Annotated in this window: 7 protein-coding genes; 2 read left to right on the top strand and 5 right to left on the bottom strand. The window is 61.5% G+C overall.

The window, feature by feature from the left end:
- Positions 1–183: 183 nt before the first annotated feature.
- Genes AB4N84_RS03395 through AB4N84_RS03385 form a run of 3 tightly spaced genes read right to left on the bottom strand, consistent with a single transcriptional unit; the run spans position 184 to position 5,111 of the window.
- Positions 184–1,527: an HlyD family type I secretion periplasmic adaptor subunit gene (locus AB4N84_RS03395; RefSeq protein ID WP_460045253.1), complete on the bottom strand. Its 1,344-nt coding sequence runs from the start codon at positions 1,525–1,527 to the stop codon at positions 184–186.
- Between the two features lie 12 nt (positions 1,528–1,539).
- Complete coding sequence (locus tag AB4N84_RS03390) at positions 1,540–3,702, bottom strand: type I secretion system permease/ATPase (RefSeq protein WP_460046931.1); 2,163 nt, start codon at positions 3,700–3,702, stop codon at positions 1,540–1,542.
- Positions 3,703–3,755: 53 nt separating this feature from the next.
- On the bottom strand, positions 3,756–5,111 hold the full coding sequence (locus AB4N84_RS03385) for a TolC family outer membrane protein (RefSeq protein WP_074752542.1): 1,356 nt from the start codon (positions 5,109–5,111) through the stop codon (positions 3,756–3,758).
- Between the two features lie 419 nt (positions 5,112–5,530).
- Between AB4N84_RS03385 and AB4N84_RS03380 the strand changes: the two genes are divergently transcribed.
- On the top strand, positions 5,531–11,275 hold the full coding sequence (locus tag AB4N84_RS03380) for a retention module-containing protein (protein WP_460045251.1): 5,745 nt from the start codon (positions 5,531–5,533) through the stop codon (positions 11,273–11,275).
- A 1,010-nt stretch (positions 11,276–12,285) separates the two neighbouring features.
- Here the strand turns inward: AB4N84_RS03380 and AB4N84_RS03375 are convergent.
- Complete coding sequence (locus AB4N84_RS03375) at positions 12,286–12,699, bottom strand: YbaN family protein (protein WP_074757363.1); 414 nt, start codon at positions 12,697–12,699, stop codon at positions 12,286–12,288.
- A gap of 10 nt (positions 12,700–12,709) precedes the next feature.
- On the bottom strand, positions 12,710–13,297 hold the full coding sequence (locus tag AB4N84_RS03370; protein ID WP_074757362.1) for a UPF0149 family protein: 588 nt from the start codon (positions 13,295–13,297) through the stop codon (positions 12,710–12,712).
- A 211-nt stretch (positions 13,298–13,508) separates the two neighbouring features.
- On the opposite strand from AB4N84_RS03370, the gene recQ reads away from it, so the two are divergent.
- The gene (gene recQ, locus AB4N84_RS03365) at positions 13,509–15,635 is read left to right on the top strand and encodes a DNA helicase RecQ (RefSeq protein ID WP_460045250.1); all 2,127 of its coding nucleotides are present in this window, start codon (positions 13,509–13,511) and stop codon (positions 15,633–15,635) included.
- Positions 15,636–15,960: the final 325 nt, after the last annotated feature.

The raw sequence follows: 15,960 nt of genomic DNA, 5'->3' as shown, positions 1-15,960 counted from the left end.
CCCGCGATGCGTTGTATCTGGCGATGGAAATGCATCGACTGTACCGACGTCATCGCGGGCAACCGCGCTCCTACGCCCTGCGGGCAGAATCAAAGCCTCCAGAAGAGGCTGTACATGTAGCGTGAGGAAGACAGTCACTACGGCCTGCGGCCAGAATCAAAGACCCAACGTTGGGAGCACTGACTACCGCTCCCGCAATGCCTCCGTCCTGGCCTTCAGCACCGGTTTCAACAGGTAGTCCATCACGCTTTTCTCGCCGGTGATGATGTCCACGGTGGCCACCATGCCGGGGATGATCAGCAGCGGCTTGGCGTCGCTGCCCAGATGGTTTTTGTCGGTGCGCACCTGGATCAGGTAGAACGTGTTGCCCTTGTCGTCGGTGGTGGTGTCGGCGCCGATCAGCTCCAGTTTGGCGGGCAGGCCGCCATAGATGGTGTAGTCGTAGGCGCTGAATTTCACCATCGCTTTCTGACCCGGATGCAGGAACGCGACGTCCTGCGGCCGGACCTTGGCTTCGATCAGCAAGTTGTCTTCCAGCGGAACGATTTCCACCATGTCGCTGCCCGGTTGAACCACGCCACCGATGGTGTTGACCTTCAGCGTCTTGACGATGCCTTTCACCGGCGAGGTCACCGTGGTGCGCGTCACGCGGTCGTCGATGGCGATGCTGGTGGCGCTGGCCTTGGCGAGGTCAGCGCGTTTGTCGTTCAGGTCCTTGGCGGCGTCCGAGCGGAAGCTGTCCTGCGATTCCTGGATCTTGCTTTTGATCTCATTAATGGCGGCCTCCGCGCGAGGGATCGCCAGCGAGGTGGCGTCCATCTGACCACGTGCTTCAGACGCCTTGCCTTTGAGCCGAATGATCTCGACCGGCGACACCGCACCACTGTTCACCAGCGGTGCGGACATGCTCAGCTCCTGCTGAATGAACCCGAGTTGATTGCGGTACTGATCCTGTTTCGAGCGAAATTCGGCGACTTCCTGAGTCTTTTGCCGCAGCTGTTCTTGCAGCGTGCGTTGCTCGCTGGCCAGGCGACGCTGGCGTGAGTCGTACAGCGATTGCTCGTCTGCCGCGACCTGTGGCGCCTTGGCCAGCACCACGGCGGACGGTTTGAACGGACGGCCTTCAGACTCCGCCGACAGGCGATCAACCTGAGCCATCAGCGTGTATTTATCGACCTCGCTCTCACCCTTGTTTGACAGAAAACGCGTGTCGTCCAGGCGCAGCAGCGTGTCGCCCTTGTTCACGATCTGGCCTTCACGCACGAAGATCTCGGTGACGATGCCGCCTTCCAGGTTCTGTATCACCTGGACTTTACTCGACGGGATCGCCTTGCCTTCGCCCATGGTGACTTCCTGCAACACGGCGAATTTGGCCCAGGCCAGCGCGCAGATGATCAACGCGGCCGTGATCCAGACCGTGATGCGAGACCCACGGGACGAGTCTTGTGCCGCGACGCCGGCGACTTCCGGCATGAACTCGGTATCGACCTGACGACCAGGGTGAAAATAACCTTGAGCGGATGACATAGGGAACGCTCCTTAAACCGTGGCCGGGCCGACACGGCCCTTGCGCAGTGCTTCGACGACGAGCTCTTTGGGACCATCTGCGACGACTTTGCCGTTGTCCAGCACCACCAGCCGGTCGACCAGGCTCAGCATCGACATGCGGTGGGTCACCAGCAGCAGTGTCTTGCCTTGCATCAGGGTGAACAGCTTCTGACGCAGCACGTCTTCGCTGCCGTTGTCCATGTGGCTGGTGGGTTCGTCGAGCAACATGATGGGCGGGTCGAGCAGCAGTGCCCGGGCCAGCAACACGGCCTGGCGCTGACCGCCGGACAGCAACTGCCCCCGCTCACCCACCGGCCGGTCGAAGCCCAGTGGGTGATTACGCGCCAGCTCGGTCACGCCGGTCAGTTCAGCCACTTCCAGCATCCGGGCGTCGGTGACGTAACGGGCGCCCAGAGTGAGGTTGTCCCGCAGGCTGCCCGCCAGCAGCGGCAGGTCGTGGGCGACATAACCCACCTGCTGGCGCAGGTCGGCGACGTCCACCTGGCGTAGGTCCAGACCGTCGAGCAATAGCTGCCCTTCATCCGGCGTGTAAAAGCCCATGATCAGCCGCGCCAGCGTGCTCTTGCCTGAGCCGCTGCGGCCAATGATGCCGATCCGCTCACCCGGTTTGACGGTGATGCTGACCTGGTTCAAAGCCGCCGATGTGCCCGGACCGCCGTAGGCAAAACTGGCTTTGACGACCTCCATCGCCCCTTTGAGCTGAGTGTGCTGCAGCGGGTGTTTGGTCGGGTCGCGCTCTTGCGGCAGGGCCATCAACGCGTCGGTGCTTTTCATGGTGATCTGCGCCTGTTGATAGCGCGTGATCAGCCCGGCGATCTGCCCCAACGGCGCCAGCACCCGGCTGCCCAGCATATAAGTGGCGACCAGTGCGCCGACGCTGAGGTTGCCGGCGATGATGCTGTAGACGCCCGCAACGATGGTCGCCATGCCCGAAAACTGCTGAATGAACAGCGTGCCGTTGCTGGCCAGCGCCGAGAGATCGCGCGCGTGGCTGTCGAGGCGGGTGAGGGCGCCGTGGGTGTGCTCCCACTTGTGCTGACGTTCGCTCTCGGCGCCGCAGGCTTTCAAGGTTTCCAGACCGCCCAAGGTTTCCACCAACAACGCCTGACGCTCGGCACCCAGCGCGAGGCTGCGTTCGACGGTGTCGCGCAGGCGAATCTGGATGATCCAGGCAAACAAAATGGTGACCGGGAACGCCACCAGCGGAATCACCACCAGCCAGCCGCCCAGTAGCCCGATCACCGCCAGCATCAAGATGGCAAAGGGCAGGTCGATGATGCTGGTCAGGGTCACGGCGGTGAGGAATTCGCGCAGCCCCTGAAAGTCATGAATGCTCTGAGCGAAGCCGCCGATGGTGGCGGGACGTGCCTTCATCGCCATGCCGGTGATGCGCTCGAACAAGGTGGCGGACAGGATCACGTCGGTCTTCTTGCCGGCTTGATCCAGCAGCCGCGCGCGCACCAGGCGCAAGGTCAGTTCGAAGCCGGTGCCGATCAGTAACCCGATGGCGAGGACCCACAAGGTGGATGTGGCCTGGTTGGGCACGACGCGGTCGTAGGTCTGCATGACGAACAGCGGCACCATCAACCCCAGCAGGTTGATCATCAGGCTGGCGAGAATCGCGTCGCTGTACAGCCAGCGCGACAGCTTGAGCGTGTCGCGAAACCAGGCGTTGACCCTTGGCACCAGCGGCGAGCGCAGGTTTTCCAGCTCGTGGCGGGGGCGTGCGAACAGCGCCTGGCCGGTGTACAGCGTGGCCAGTTCCTCACGGGTCACGCGTTGTTCGCCGCCGTCCGCTTCGCTCGGCAAAATCAGCGCCCGACCGTCTTCTTCCCATCGTCGAAGGACCGCGCAGCGATTGCCCTTGAGCAGCAGTAATACAGGCAGGTTCAGACCGTCGATGGCGTCCAGGTTGCGGCGCAGAACACGCGCCTGCAACCCGGCGCGAGCGGCGGCGCGAGGCAGAAGGTCGACGCTCAAGGATTGTTGCGCCAGCGGCAGACCGGCGCTGAGGCTGGTCCGGCTGGCGCTGCAGTCGTGGAGGCGGCAAAGGATGAGCAAGCCATCCAGCAGCGGGTCATCGAAGTTCGAACGTGGGTCAAATGCAGGTGCTGATTCAAATACAGGCGGCATGCTGGTCACAGACTTCTCCCGCGCTAAATGCGCTACTGCTTACTTCAGTTCGCTTACTTCAGTTCGGGAAGCCGGGCTTCGCTTTTGACTTCTGTCAGCGCGACGGCGGCCGTTGGCAATACCACACGCGCCTTGCTCAGCAGCTCGCCTTCGGTGGCCAGCACCCGGTACATCGAGTACTCCTCGGTGTAGCGCAGTTCGGTGTAGCGACGGGCGGCGTTGTACAGCTCGTTTTCACTGTCCAGCAGGTCAAGCAGGGTCCGTTGACCCAGGCCAAACTGATCCTGATACGCGGCGCGAACCTTGGTCGTGGTTTCGGCGTATTCACGGGCGATCGGGGTCTGGACGCGGGCGTTGTTCATGGCGTTCCAGGCCAGCGACAGGTTTTCGTTGATCATGCGCAATGCGTTGTTGCGGATGTCCATCGCCTGGCCGGTCTTGTAGGCGTCCGAGTTCAAGCGGGCCTTGTCACGGTTGCCGTTGAACAGGTTGTAATTCATCACCACGGCGGCGCGCCATTCGTTGTCGTGGCCTTCTTCGCCTTGCAGGTTGTTGTTCGCGCCGACAGCCAGTTCACCGTCGAACCGTGGATAAAACGGCGATTTGGCGACTTCGTATTGTTTCTCGGCGGCGTTGACATCGGCCTGTGCGGACTTCAGATAAGAGTTATTGACCAACATGCTCTGCCGGGCGTCGCTCAGGCTTTTTGGCACTTCGCCTTTGATCGACGGGGGCGCCTCAAGCTCATCGGGCATCTTGCCCACGGCACTGAAGAAATTGGCTTCGGCGTCGGCCAGGTCCACCTGTGCGGTGTAGAAGTTGTTCTCGGCCAACGCGCGGCGGGCTTTGGACTGATCGCTGTCGGCATTGCTGCCGATGCCACGGTTGGTGCGCAGGCCGATCTGGTCATTGATGCGCAGGTGGGCCTGCAGGTTGTTCTTCGCAAGGTCGAGCAACTCACGGCGTTTGAGCACTTCGAGGTACACCTCGGTGGCCCTGAGCGCCAGATCTTCAGCGGTGCCGCGCAAGTAGTACGCCCGGGAATTCACCACGGCCTGCGTCCGGCCGACCTCGTTCTTGGTGTTGAAACCGTCGAACAGCATCTGGCGCAGACGCAATTCCGACTGGGTGTAATTGAGCGTTTCTTCGTTGTGATTTCCGAAGGCGCGTGTGGTGGGGCTGTCGGTGTGTTCGCGGCCGTAGGCGGCGATCACGTCCACGGTCGGGAGATAGCCCCCTTTGGCGAATTTCACATCTTCATCTGCGGACAATCGGTTGTTCACGTTGGAGTGAATTTCCGGGTGGTTGTCGACAGTGTTCTGAATCGCCTGACTCAGTGACATGGCTTGCGCCTGGGCGCAGGCGACCGCCAACACAACTGCACTGTAGAGCGGGGTCAAATCGCGCATGGAACTTCTCCCTGGATTGTTATCTTCTGCTAACGCCAAAAAACCGTCGAATGTTGCGGTTAAAACCGTATCAGGTTTGTAACATCAGAGCTAAGAACAACTTTGGGAAAAGCTCAGACGTTTTTTTCATAAGCCTTATTCCAAAAAAACTTATGCCATTTCTGGTTTTCAAGCGAAGGTTGATTTCAGGAAACGCTTATATTCAAGGTTTTACAAGCATCTTACGGTTGCGGTGGAAGTTTCAACGGAAATTTGACGGCGTTCGATCAAGTGGTTTTTCGAGCAAAAAACTTGAAAAAATTCAGCGACATAAAATTGTCGTATGAAGCTGGCTCTTAGCCATTTCTGTGCGCCGAATGAACAGTTTTTGTTGGATTCGTAACATTTTCTGATCCGGTATTTGCAGCAAAGGAGTGGATATGGCCAGGTTGATCGGTACTGTGCAGCAGGTGGTGGGCGACGTTTTCGCGGTGGCGGGCAACGGCACCAAGCGTCTGGTGATCGAAGGCGACAAGGTTTATGCCGGCGAACAGCTGCAAACCGGACCCACGGGCGCGGTCGCGATACATCTGGCCAAGGGAGGCGAACTGACGCTGGGGCGAGACAGCAGCATGCCGCTGACGCCGGAGATCCTCGCCAACCACGCGACCCACGTAGACACCCCGGATGCGGCGCCCAGTCAGGCCCAGTTGTCCGACGTGCAGCAAGTCCAGCAGGCGATTGCCGCCGGGGCTGACCCGAGTCAGGTCACCGATCCGCCCGCTGCTGGCAATGCCAACCCAGGCGGTTCGCCGACAGCGTTGGGGGGCGGGCACTCGTTCGTGCTGCTGACCGAAACCGCAGGCGTCGTGAACCCGGTGATCGGGTTTCCGACAGCCGGTCTGAGCACCACCTTCCTCCTGCCGGAGCTTGAGGTGGGTACGTTCGTAAACGGCTCGCCCGACGCGAGTCTTCCGCCGATCGTGGTGCCGCCGCCGGTGGTGACCCCGCCAGACAATCCTCCGCCTGATCAACCGCCACCGCCGCCGCCGGTGGACAACGGCGTGACCCTCGGCTCCAGCGAAGTCACGCTGAACGAAGCCAACCTCGCCGATGGCAGTAACCCCAGCCCGGATTCGCTGACTCAGAACGGGGTGATCAAAGTCTCTGCGCCTGACGGTTTGCAGACCCTGACCATCGGCGGCATCGATGTCGTGATCAACGGCGTGGCGATCACTTCGCCACAATCGATCACCCTGCCATCCGGCAATACGCTGACCATCCTGGGTTACAACCCGACCACGGGCGAGGTGACTTACACCTACACGCTCACTGGCGCGGAAACCCACAATCAGGGCGATGGCACGGTCAACAACGAACAGATCGCCGTGCATGCCGTGGACAGCGACGGCGACGTGGCCGATGGCACGATCAGCGTCCACGTGACCGACGACGTGCCGCAGGCCAATCCCGACATTGGCTACGTTAAAGAAGGTGGCGAAACCAGCGGCAACATCCTTGGCAACGACACCGCAGGCGCCGACGGTCCGGGAACCGGTGGGTTGATCATTGGCGTGCGCGCGGGCAGCGACACCTCGACCCCGGTTTCCGGGGGCGTAGGCACGGTCATTCAAGGGCTATACGGCACGTTGACGGTCGACGCCAACGGCAATGCCTCGTATCAGGCCAACCCCAACTCGGGCGGACAGGGCGACGCGCAGGATGTCTTCACTTACACCATCCGCGACGCCGACGGCGACACCAGCACCACGACGGTGACCGTCAACGTCTACCACAACGATGGCGTGATCATCGGTGGCAGCGATTGCACCCTCAGCGAAGCCAACCTGGCGGACGGCAGCAGCCCGGACGCCGCGGCGCTGACCCAGACCGGCACCGTTAAGGTCACCGCCCCGGACGGCCTGCAAACCCTGACCATCGGTGGCATCAACGTGATCGAAAACGGCGTAGCGATCACGTCGCCGCAATCGACCACGTTGCCTTCGGGCAGCACGTTTACCGTCATTTCCTATAACCCGGTCACTGGGGAAGTCACCTACAGCTACACGCTCAACGGTGCGGAAACCCACAACCAGGGCAACGGCACGGTCAACAACGAACAGATTGCCGTGCATGCGGTGGACAGCGACGGCGACGTGGCGGACGGCAACATCAATGTCCACGTGACGGACGACGTGCCGCAGGCCAATCCCGATATCGGCTACGTTAAAGAAGGTGGCGAAACCAGCGGCAATATTCTCGGCAACGACACCGCAGGCGCCGACGGTCCGGGAGCCGGTGGTTTGATTGTTGGCGTACGCGCGGGCAGCGACACCTCGAACCCGGTTTCCGGTGGAGTCGGGACTGTGATTCAGGGTCTTTACGGCAACCTGATCGTCGATGCCAACGGCAACGCTTCTTATGTGGCCAACCCGAATAATGGTGGTCATGGCGACGCGCAGGACGTCTTCACTTACACCATCCGCGACGCCGACGGCGACACCAGCACCACGACGGTGACCGTCAATGTCTACCACAACGATGGCGTGACCATCGGCGGTGGCGACTGCACGGTCGATGAAGCGAACCTGCCGGGCGGCTCGCATCCGGATCAGGATGCGCTGACGCAGACCGGCACCATCAAGATCACCGCACCGGACGGTCTGCAGACCTTGACCGTGGGCGGTATCAACGTAATCGATCACGGCGTGCCGCTATCGTCCCCACAATCGACGACCCTGCCTTCGGGCAGCACGCTGACCATCCTCACCTATAACCCGACAACGGGCGAGGTGACGTACACCTACACGCTTAACCAATCGGAAAACCATAACCAGGGCGACGGCACGTCACTCAACGATCAGATCCCCGTGCATGCGGTGGACAACGACGGTGACGTCAGCGACGGCAATGTCGTGGTCAAGATTCTCGACGACACGCCTCAGGCGCACTGCGACATTGGCAACGTTGCGGCGGGCGGTGATGTCAGCGGTAACCTGCTGCTCAACGATTCGGCGGGCGCAGACGGCGCTGGCCCTAACGGCCTGATCGTCGGCGTGCGTGCCGGTGGTGACACTTCAACCCCGGCATCGGGCGGTCTGAACAATGTGATCACCGGGTTGTACGGCACGTTGATTGTCGACGCCCAAGGCAATGCGACCTATCACAGCAACCCGGCGCTGGTCGGTCCGCATGGCGAGCAGGACGTGTTCACTTACACCATCCGCGACGCCGATGGCGACACCAGCACCACCACGGTCACGGTCAACGTCGCCCCGCCTTGCCCACCGGTTGCCTGCAACGATCATGACGTCACCGTGCAGGAAAGCGCGCTGGATACCCACAAGGACGGCCAGGACCTGGCGCCCGGGAAAGTCACCGGCAGCCATCCTGGCTCGACTGCGGAAACCGGCACCGGCACGGTTGCCGACTCGGCCCACGGCGGTTATGGCGCGTTGACCTTCAGCCTTGACGGCGCACACAACGGCACCGCTCAAGGTCAGTTTGGCGTGTTGCATCTGAACGCGGACGGCAGCTACACCTACACGCTGACGTCGGCACCGAAAACCACGCCTGCCGCCAACGACGGGCCGAACATCACCCACGACACGTTCAATTACACCGTCACCGACTCGCTGGGGCATTCATCCACCGCGCAGATTGTGGTCAACATCGTCGACGATCAACCGAAAGCGGCCTGTATCGACAAGACGGTGACCAGCGAGGGCGTCGACACCAACCTGATGCTGATCGTCGATAACTCGGCGAGCATGAACGAGGCGTCGGGTGTGAACGGGCTGTCTCGTCTGGGCCTGGAAAAACAGGCGATCATCGAGCTGCTGAACAAGTACGAAGCTCTGGGTGATGTGAAAGTGCAACTGGTGACCTTCAACAGCCAGGCGAACATTGGCAGCAACGAATGGGTGGATGTCGCCACGGCCAAGGCCATGGTCAATGCGTTGACCGCTGGCAACGGCACCAACTACGACGCCGCGCTGGCCGCTGCACAACAAGCATTCGTCGAGAAAGGCGCCATCGCGGGTGCGCAAAACCTTGCGTACTTCTTCTCGGACGGCAACCCGACGACGTCGCCGCAGCATTCTGATCCGGACCACGTGCCTAACCCTGCACGCGGTGACGGTATCGACGCGACTGAAGAACACGCCTGGACCGCGTTCCTCGACAGCCATCACATCAACGCCTTCGCCATTGGCGTCGGTACTGACGTGAGCAGCACCTACCTCAACCCGGTCGCCTACAACGGCGCGACGGGCACCAACACCAGCGCCGTGGTGGTCACAGACCTCGGTCAGCTGAATGTGGTGCTCAGTGGCACCGTGCAGGGCGGGGTGCATGGCAGCCTGCTGGAAGGCGGCAGCTTCGGTGCCGATCAGGGCTTCATCAAATCCGTCAGCGTCGACGGCACCACGTACACCTTCGATCCCAAGGCTTACAGCCATCAGGGCGGCGTGACGACCAGCGGCGGGGACAACCACGGTGTCTTCGATGCCCAGAACCACACCCTGACGGTCACCGGTGAGCACGGCACGCTGGTGGTCAACATGGGCACCGGCGAATACAGCTACACGCCGTCAGTGGGCGTCACCCAACCGGTGACCGAGAACATTCACTATGTACTCAGCGACAACGACGGTGATCTGGCCTCGGCCAACCTCAATGTTCAGGTCGTTCCGCCGCCTGTGTACGAAGTCCCGATTGCGGTGGCCGACAACGTCATCACCAACCTGGGCGGTTCGAGCATCGTCATCCCGGGCGCCGCACTGGCGGCCAACGATGTGCCGGGCAATGGCGGCTCGCTGACGGCCTCGCCGACTTCCTTCAACACCGGGTGGACCGCCAAGGGCGCTGACTTCTCTGCGGGCTCGCTGAAAACCCTTCAGTTCGCAGGGACCCAGAACAAAGACAGCAATCACCTGAAAAACCTGGACCGCAGCGACTTCTTCAACAACACGGCGACCACGGCCTTGCTGGTGATCAGCGGTTACCTGGGCGCCGTCAATGCGGCGCCGTCCAACGCACAGGACCTGTACAGCGTGCACCTCAGGGCGGGTGAAACCGTCACGGTCGACCACAGCCTGACCAACGACGTGTTGGGCATGGCGTGGAAGTTCGAGGACGGCGCGTACCACGGCCTCTCGGATGGCGGCACGTTCACGGCGACCGAAGAGGGCACGTATCGCCTGATCGTGGTCAATCAGGCCGACGCCGGGGTGAAAGAACACTACAACCTGAACCTGACCATCGATTACGCGGCGGTCAACACCACCCCGGATGTCCACAGCACCTACACCGTCACCGACCCGCACGGCGGCAGCAGCACCGCCGCGGTGAACATCGCGCATCAGGACGGGCACACGGTACTGGGCACGACGGGTGATGATGTGTTGGTCGGCGCGGCCGACAGCCACCTCCACGGTGGCGACGGCAACGACGTGCTGGTAGCAGGGCCTGGCACCAACGAACTGTTTGGCGACAACGGCAACGACATGCTCTTCAGCGGGCCGGGCAACGACCTGCTCGATGGCGGGGCCGGGAACAACACTGCCAACTACTCGCTGGCCACGGCCGGCGTGACCGTCAGCACCGCCGAGCTGGGTGCGCAACACACCGGTGGGGCCGGGACCGATACGCTGGTCAATATCCAGAACCTGATCGGTTCCAACTTCAACGATCACCTGACGGGCGATCAGGGCAACAACGTGCTCAATGGCGGTCTGGGCAACGACGTCCTCAACGGCGGCGCGGGCGATGACCTCCTGATTGGCGGGCCGGGTAACAACATGCTGACCGGTGGTCCTGGGCACGACACCTTCCAGTGGCAGGCCGGCAACACCGGGCATGACACGATCACGGATTTCAACTTCGGTCTCGACAAACTCGACCTTTCGCAGTTGTTGCAGGGTGAACACGCCGATGCCAATTCACTGGAGAACTTCCTGCACTTCAGCGTCAGCGGCAACGGCGCGTCGTTGGTGTCTTCCATCGGCGTAAGCAGTGTGGCGGGCGGGGCGACCACTCAAACCATCGACCTGGCCGGGGTCAACCTGGCACAGCAGTACGGTGTTTCTCCTGGGGCAGGCGGTGTGGTGGCGAGCGGGCACGATACCGCTTCGATCATCAACGGCATGTTGGGGGATCACTCGCTGAAGGTGGATACGGTTTGATTGAAAGGCTTGCGGTGTGCCTGGAACACCGCACCAATGGTTTCGCGTCGCGATGTGCGCTTGGGTTGGGGGCGTTTGGTGCGGCGCGGATTGTTTCTGCTTCTAAAGCCGGGTTGGCTGTGCGGTCGGGTGTTTATCTAATCGTTCGGTGGCGCTGATGGTGGGTTCTGCCTGACGGCAGAAGCGTTCCGCCTTCGGCGGGTTACTTGATAACCCCAAGTAACCAAGGGTTGGCTCCCGGTTGGGCTCCTCCTTCGTCGGAGTACCTTCACTCCGGCGACGCTCCGTGCGCCCGCCGCCATCGGCCATCCATGGCCGGGGGCGGCTCTCGCGGCATCCATGCCGCTCGGCCCACTGCGCGCCACCTGCGTTCAGCCTGCACCCAAGTCGCGTTTTGTGGTGTTTGGACTATCGCGCTATAAAAGCAAAAATCAAAAGCATTGGATCACGCGATTCCTGTAGGAGCGCGCTTGCCCGCGATCTACCGCGCAGCGGTAGCAAAATCAGGCAACTCAATTGTGACTGATACCCCGTATGCACAGGTCTTGCTGCCGGTCCCCGGCAGATCGCGGGCAAGGTGGAACGCCACCCCGGTCGCTCCTACGCCTTCGGCAGAATCAAAAGCAGAGCTGCAAGCTGATCCTGATCCTGATCCTGATCCTGCTTTTGCTTTTCCTGCCTCGTAAGTCCGGACGCCACAAAACGCGACTTGGGTGCAGGCTGAACGCAGGCGATGCGCAGTGGGCCGAGCGGCATGGATGCCGCGAGAGCCGCCCCCGGCCATGGATGGCCGATGGCGGCGGGCCCACGGAGTGTCGCCGGAGTGAAGGAACCCGACGCAGTCGGGCCCAACCAGGAGCCTAGACCCTTGGTTACTTGGGGTCTTTTCAAGTAACCCGCCGAAGGCGGAACAGTTTGGCCGTTAGGCCAAACCATGATTTAACCGCCACCCGAAATGTTGGGATATATAAACGTTGTGAGCGCCAAGCGTGCGTAAGCAGAAAAAGCCCTCACCGCCGCAACGTCTTCTGCCGCAAGATATAAACCGTCACCAAGACCGCACTCACCCCCATAAACACCCGCGCCCAGACCATCGGCACCAGCCAGCAAGAAACCCCGATACTGATCCACATCAGGCCGATCGCATACACCTTGCCTTTCAGCGGAATGCCTTCCCCGTTCAGATACCCACCGATCCACGGACCGAGCCGAGGGTGATCGACCAGCCAGTGATAAAAGCGGGGAGAACTGCGCGCGAAACAAGCGGCAGCCAGCAAAAGAAAAGGCGTGGTTGGCAACACCGGAAGAAAAATCCCGATCACACCCAACGCCACGCTCAGCCAGCCGATGCCCTGCAACAGATACCGCACGAACCGGGACCGGCTCGTGCGGGGTGTGGAATCACCGGAACTGCCGTGCGCCATAGGCGCCGACTCAGTGGTGGCGAGGTTTGAGGATCGCCGGTTTTTCATCCGGGGCGTGCAGCAGCAGATACAGCGCGGTCAGCGCCTCAGGGATCTGCACGATCATGTCGTCCATCAGATTGGCATCCGCTGCGATGTCGGCGAACTCAGGTTGCTCGTCGAACAGGCCCGAGCCGACCATGATTGGCAGCAGCATCTCGCTGACTTCCTCTTCGTCGTTCTCGAACCAGGCCGATTCGCGCAGGAAGACACCTTCCATGAAACCGATGCACCAGCCGCGCAGTTCGGAATCGTCCGGGTCATCGCCCAGGTCCAGGTCGCAAGGCAGTTCGAATTCCTCGTCCGACGCCAGCTGACGGGCGATGTGCGCCTTGAGCAGGATCAGGGTGGATTCGATCTCTTCGTGCTGAGCCTGGTCCGCGTAGTGCGGTGGCTCGGCGAACAGGGCGTCGATCCACTCACGGTCCGGCACGGTTTCGGCACAGATCGACAGCGCGGTCAGGTAGCCGTGGGCGGCTACATAGTCCAGCGCTTCGTCATGCAGCTCATCGGCGTCGAGGAAGGCTTGCAGGCGGTGTAATTGCTCAGCGAAGGACATTGAAGGACTACCTTGGAAATAAACGATGCTGAATTCTAGGCCCTGAGCGCTGCAGATGCCAGTCACGAGGCCCTTGGAATCGGCATTGCTGCTAATTTCGACCGCTCGTGTCACCGCTGTCCTATCTGTCCGGGCGCTCCGGTATACTGCCGCGCTTTGCGATTTCTACAGCGAATCTTCACCCGCTGCAGGGGCACCATCCGGGGTATTTATGCTCGACCAGGCTCAACGCGTACTTAAAGACATCTTCGGCTACGACAGTTTTCGTGGCTTTCAGGGTGCCATTATCGAGCGCGTGGCCAGTGGTGGAGATGCATTGGTACTGATGCCGACCGGCGGCGGCAAATCCCTGTGTTTCCAAGTGCCCGGCCTGTTGCGTGAAGGTCTGGCGGTCGTGGTGTCTCCGTTGATCGCCCTGATGGACGATCAGGTGGCCACCCTGGAAGAACTGGGCGTGTCGGCGGCGGCGCTGAACTCGACCCTCAGCGCCGAACAGCAACGGGACCTGGCCAACCGGATTCGCCTGGGCGAAGTGAAGATGCTGTACCTGGCGCCCGAGCGTCTGGTCCAGCCACGCATGCTGTCGTTTCTGCAAAACCTCAATATTGCACTGTTCGCCATTGATGAAGCCCACTGCGTTTCGCAATGGGGCCATGACTTCCGCCCTGAATACCTGCAACTGGGGCAACTGGCCGAGCTGTTCCCGGACGTGCCGCGCATTGCGCTGACCGCGACCGCCGACAAGCGCACGCGGGAAGAAATCGTCACCCGTCTGCATTTGCAGAATGCCGAGCGCTTCCTGTCCAGTTTCGACCGCCCCAACATTTTCTACCGCATCGTACCCAAGGAGCAGCCACGCAAGCAGTTGCTGGCCTTTCTCTCCGAGCGGCGCAGCGATGCGGGCATCGTCTATTGCCTGTCACGCAAGAAAGTCGAAGAAACCGCCGCCTTTTTGAGCGACAACGGTTATCCCGCGCTGCCGTATCACGCGGGCCTGCCCATCGAAACACGCTCGGAAAACCAGCGCCGCTTCCTGAATGAGGAAGGCCTGATCATGGTCGCCACCATCGCCTTTGGCATGGGCATCGACAAACCCAACGTGCGCTTCGTTGCGCACATGGACCTGCCCAAGTCGCTGGAGGCTTATTACCAGGAAACCGGGCGGGCAGGGCGTGATGGCCTGCCGGCTGATGCGTGGATGGCCTACGGTCTGCAAGACGTGTTGATGCTCAAGCAGATGCTGCAGAACTCCGAAGGCGACGAGCGCCACAAACGCGTCGAGCACCACAAGCTGGATGCGATGCTGGCGCTGTGTGAAGAAACGCGCTGCCGGCGTCAGGCGCTGCTGGCCTACTTCGACGAAGACATGCCCAACCCTTGCGGCCATTGCGACAACTGCGTCGACGGCGTGCAGACCTGGGACGCCACCGAGCCGGCGCGTCAGGCGCTGTCGGCGATCTACCGTACCGGCCAGCGTTATGGCGTCGGTCATCTGGTGGACGTGCTGTTGGGCAAGGAAAACGACAAGGTCCAGAGCTTCGGCCATCAGAAGCTGGCGGTGTTCGGGGTGGGCAAGGCTCGCAGCGAAGGCGAATGGCGCTCCCTGTTCCGTCAGCTGGTGGCGCGTGGTCTGGCCGACATCGATCTGGAAGGCTATGGCGGCCTGCGCCTGAGTGACACCTGTCGCCCCTTGCTGCGTGGCGAAGTGACGCTGCAGCTGCGCCGTGACCTCAAACCGCAAACCACGCCGAAAGCGTCGGGCAGCCCGGCCAGTCAACTGGTCCGTGGCGAGGAGCGCGAACAGTGGGAAGCCTTGCGCGCCTTGCGCCGTAAGCTCGCCGAAGAGCATGGCGTACCGCCGTACGTTATTTTCCCCGACTCGACGTTGCTGGAAATGCTGCGCAGCCAGCCGGGTACCATGGCCGAGATGGGACGGGTCAGCGGTGTGGGCGCGCGCAAGCTGGAGCGTTATGGCGAGGCGTTCCTGGAGGTGCTTGGCGGTTCAGCGCCTGCTCCGCGTGTCGTGACCGATCTGCGGCATGAACTGATCAGTCTGGCCCGAGCCGGGATGACCCCGATGCAGATTGCCGGTCAACTCCAGTGCTCTGAAAAGAACGTCTACACGATGCTCGCCGAGGCGATTGGCAAACAGCAGCTGTCATTGGAGCAGGCGCTGGATTTGCCCGAAGACCTGCTCAGTGAAATTCAGGATGCTTTCCTCGACGGCGAAGGCGAGCTGCCTCCCGTCGCCGCGATCGCCGAACTGTTCACCGGCCGCGTGCCCGAAGGCGTGCTGTATTGCGTGCGCGCGGCGTTGCAGTCGGAGTTTGAGGTTTAAGTCACGCCGCCGCCCACCCATATCGGAAGACTCTCTGGTTCTTGACCAAGAGTTTGCAGAACCTCCGACAGCGCCCACAGGTGTGGCGATGTCCCACGGATTTTCGGCTGACAGAGACCCTGTGGGAGTCAGCTTGCTGACGAAGGCGGGGTGCCCGTCGGTATCTGTTTTGCTGACCCACCGCATTCGCCACCGTCGTAACCTCCGACAGCTCCCACAGTTTCTGTGTTCAGCCCCCCGTCGACGTTAGGATCGTTCCAACGCTCTGCGTGGGAATGCCTGCCAGGACGCTCTGCGTCCACGCTGACGCAGAGCATCAGTCGCT

Source organism: Pseudomonas sp. S2_H01 (assembly GCF_054668305.1).
Note: the sequence above shows the minus strand (reverse complement) of the source record. Positions and strands in the feature narration are given on the sequence as shown.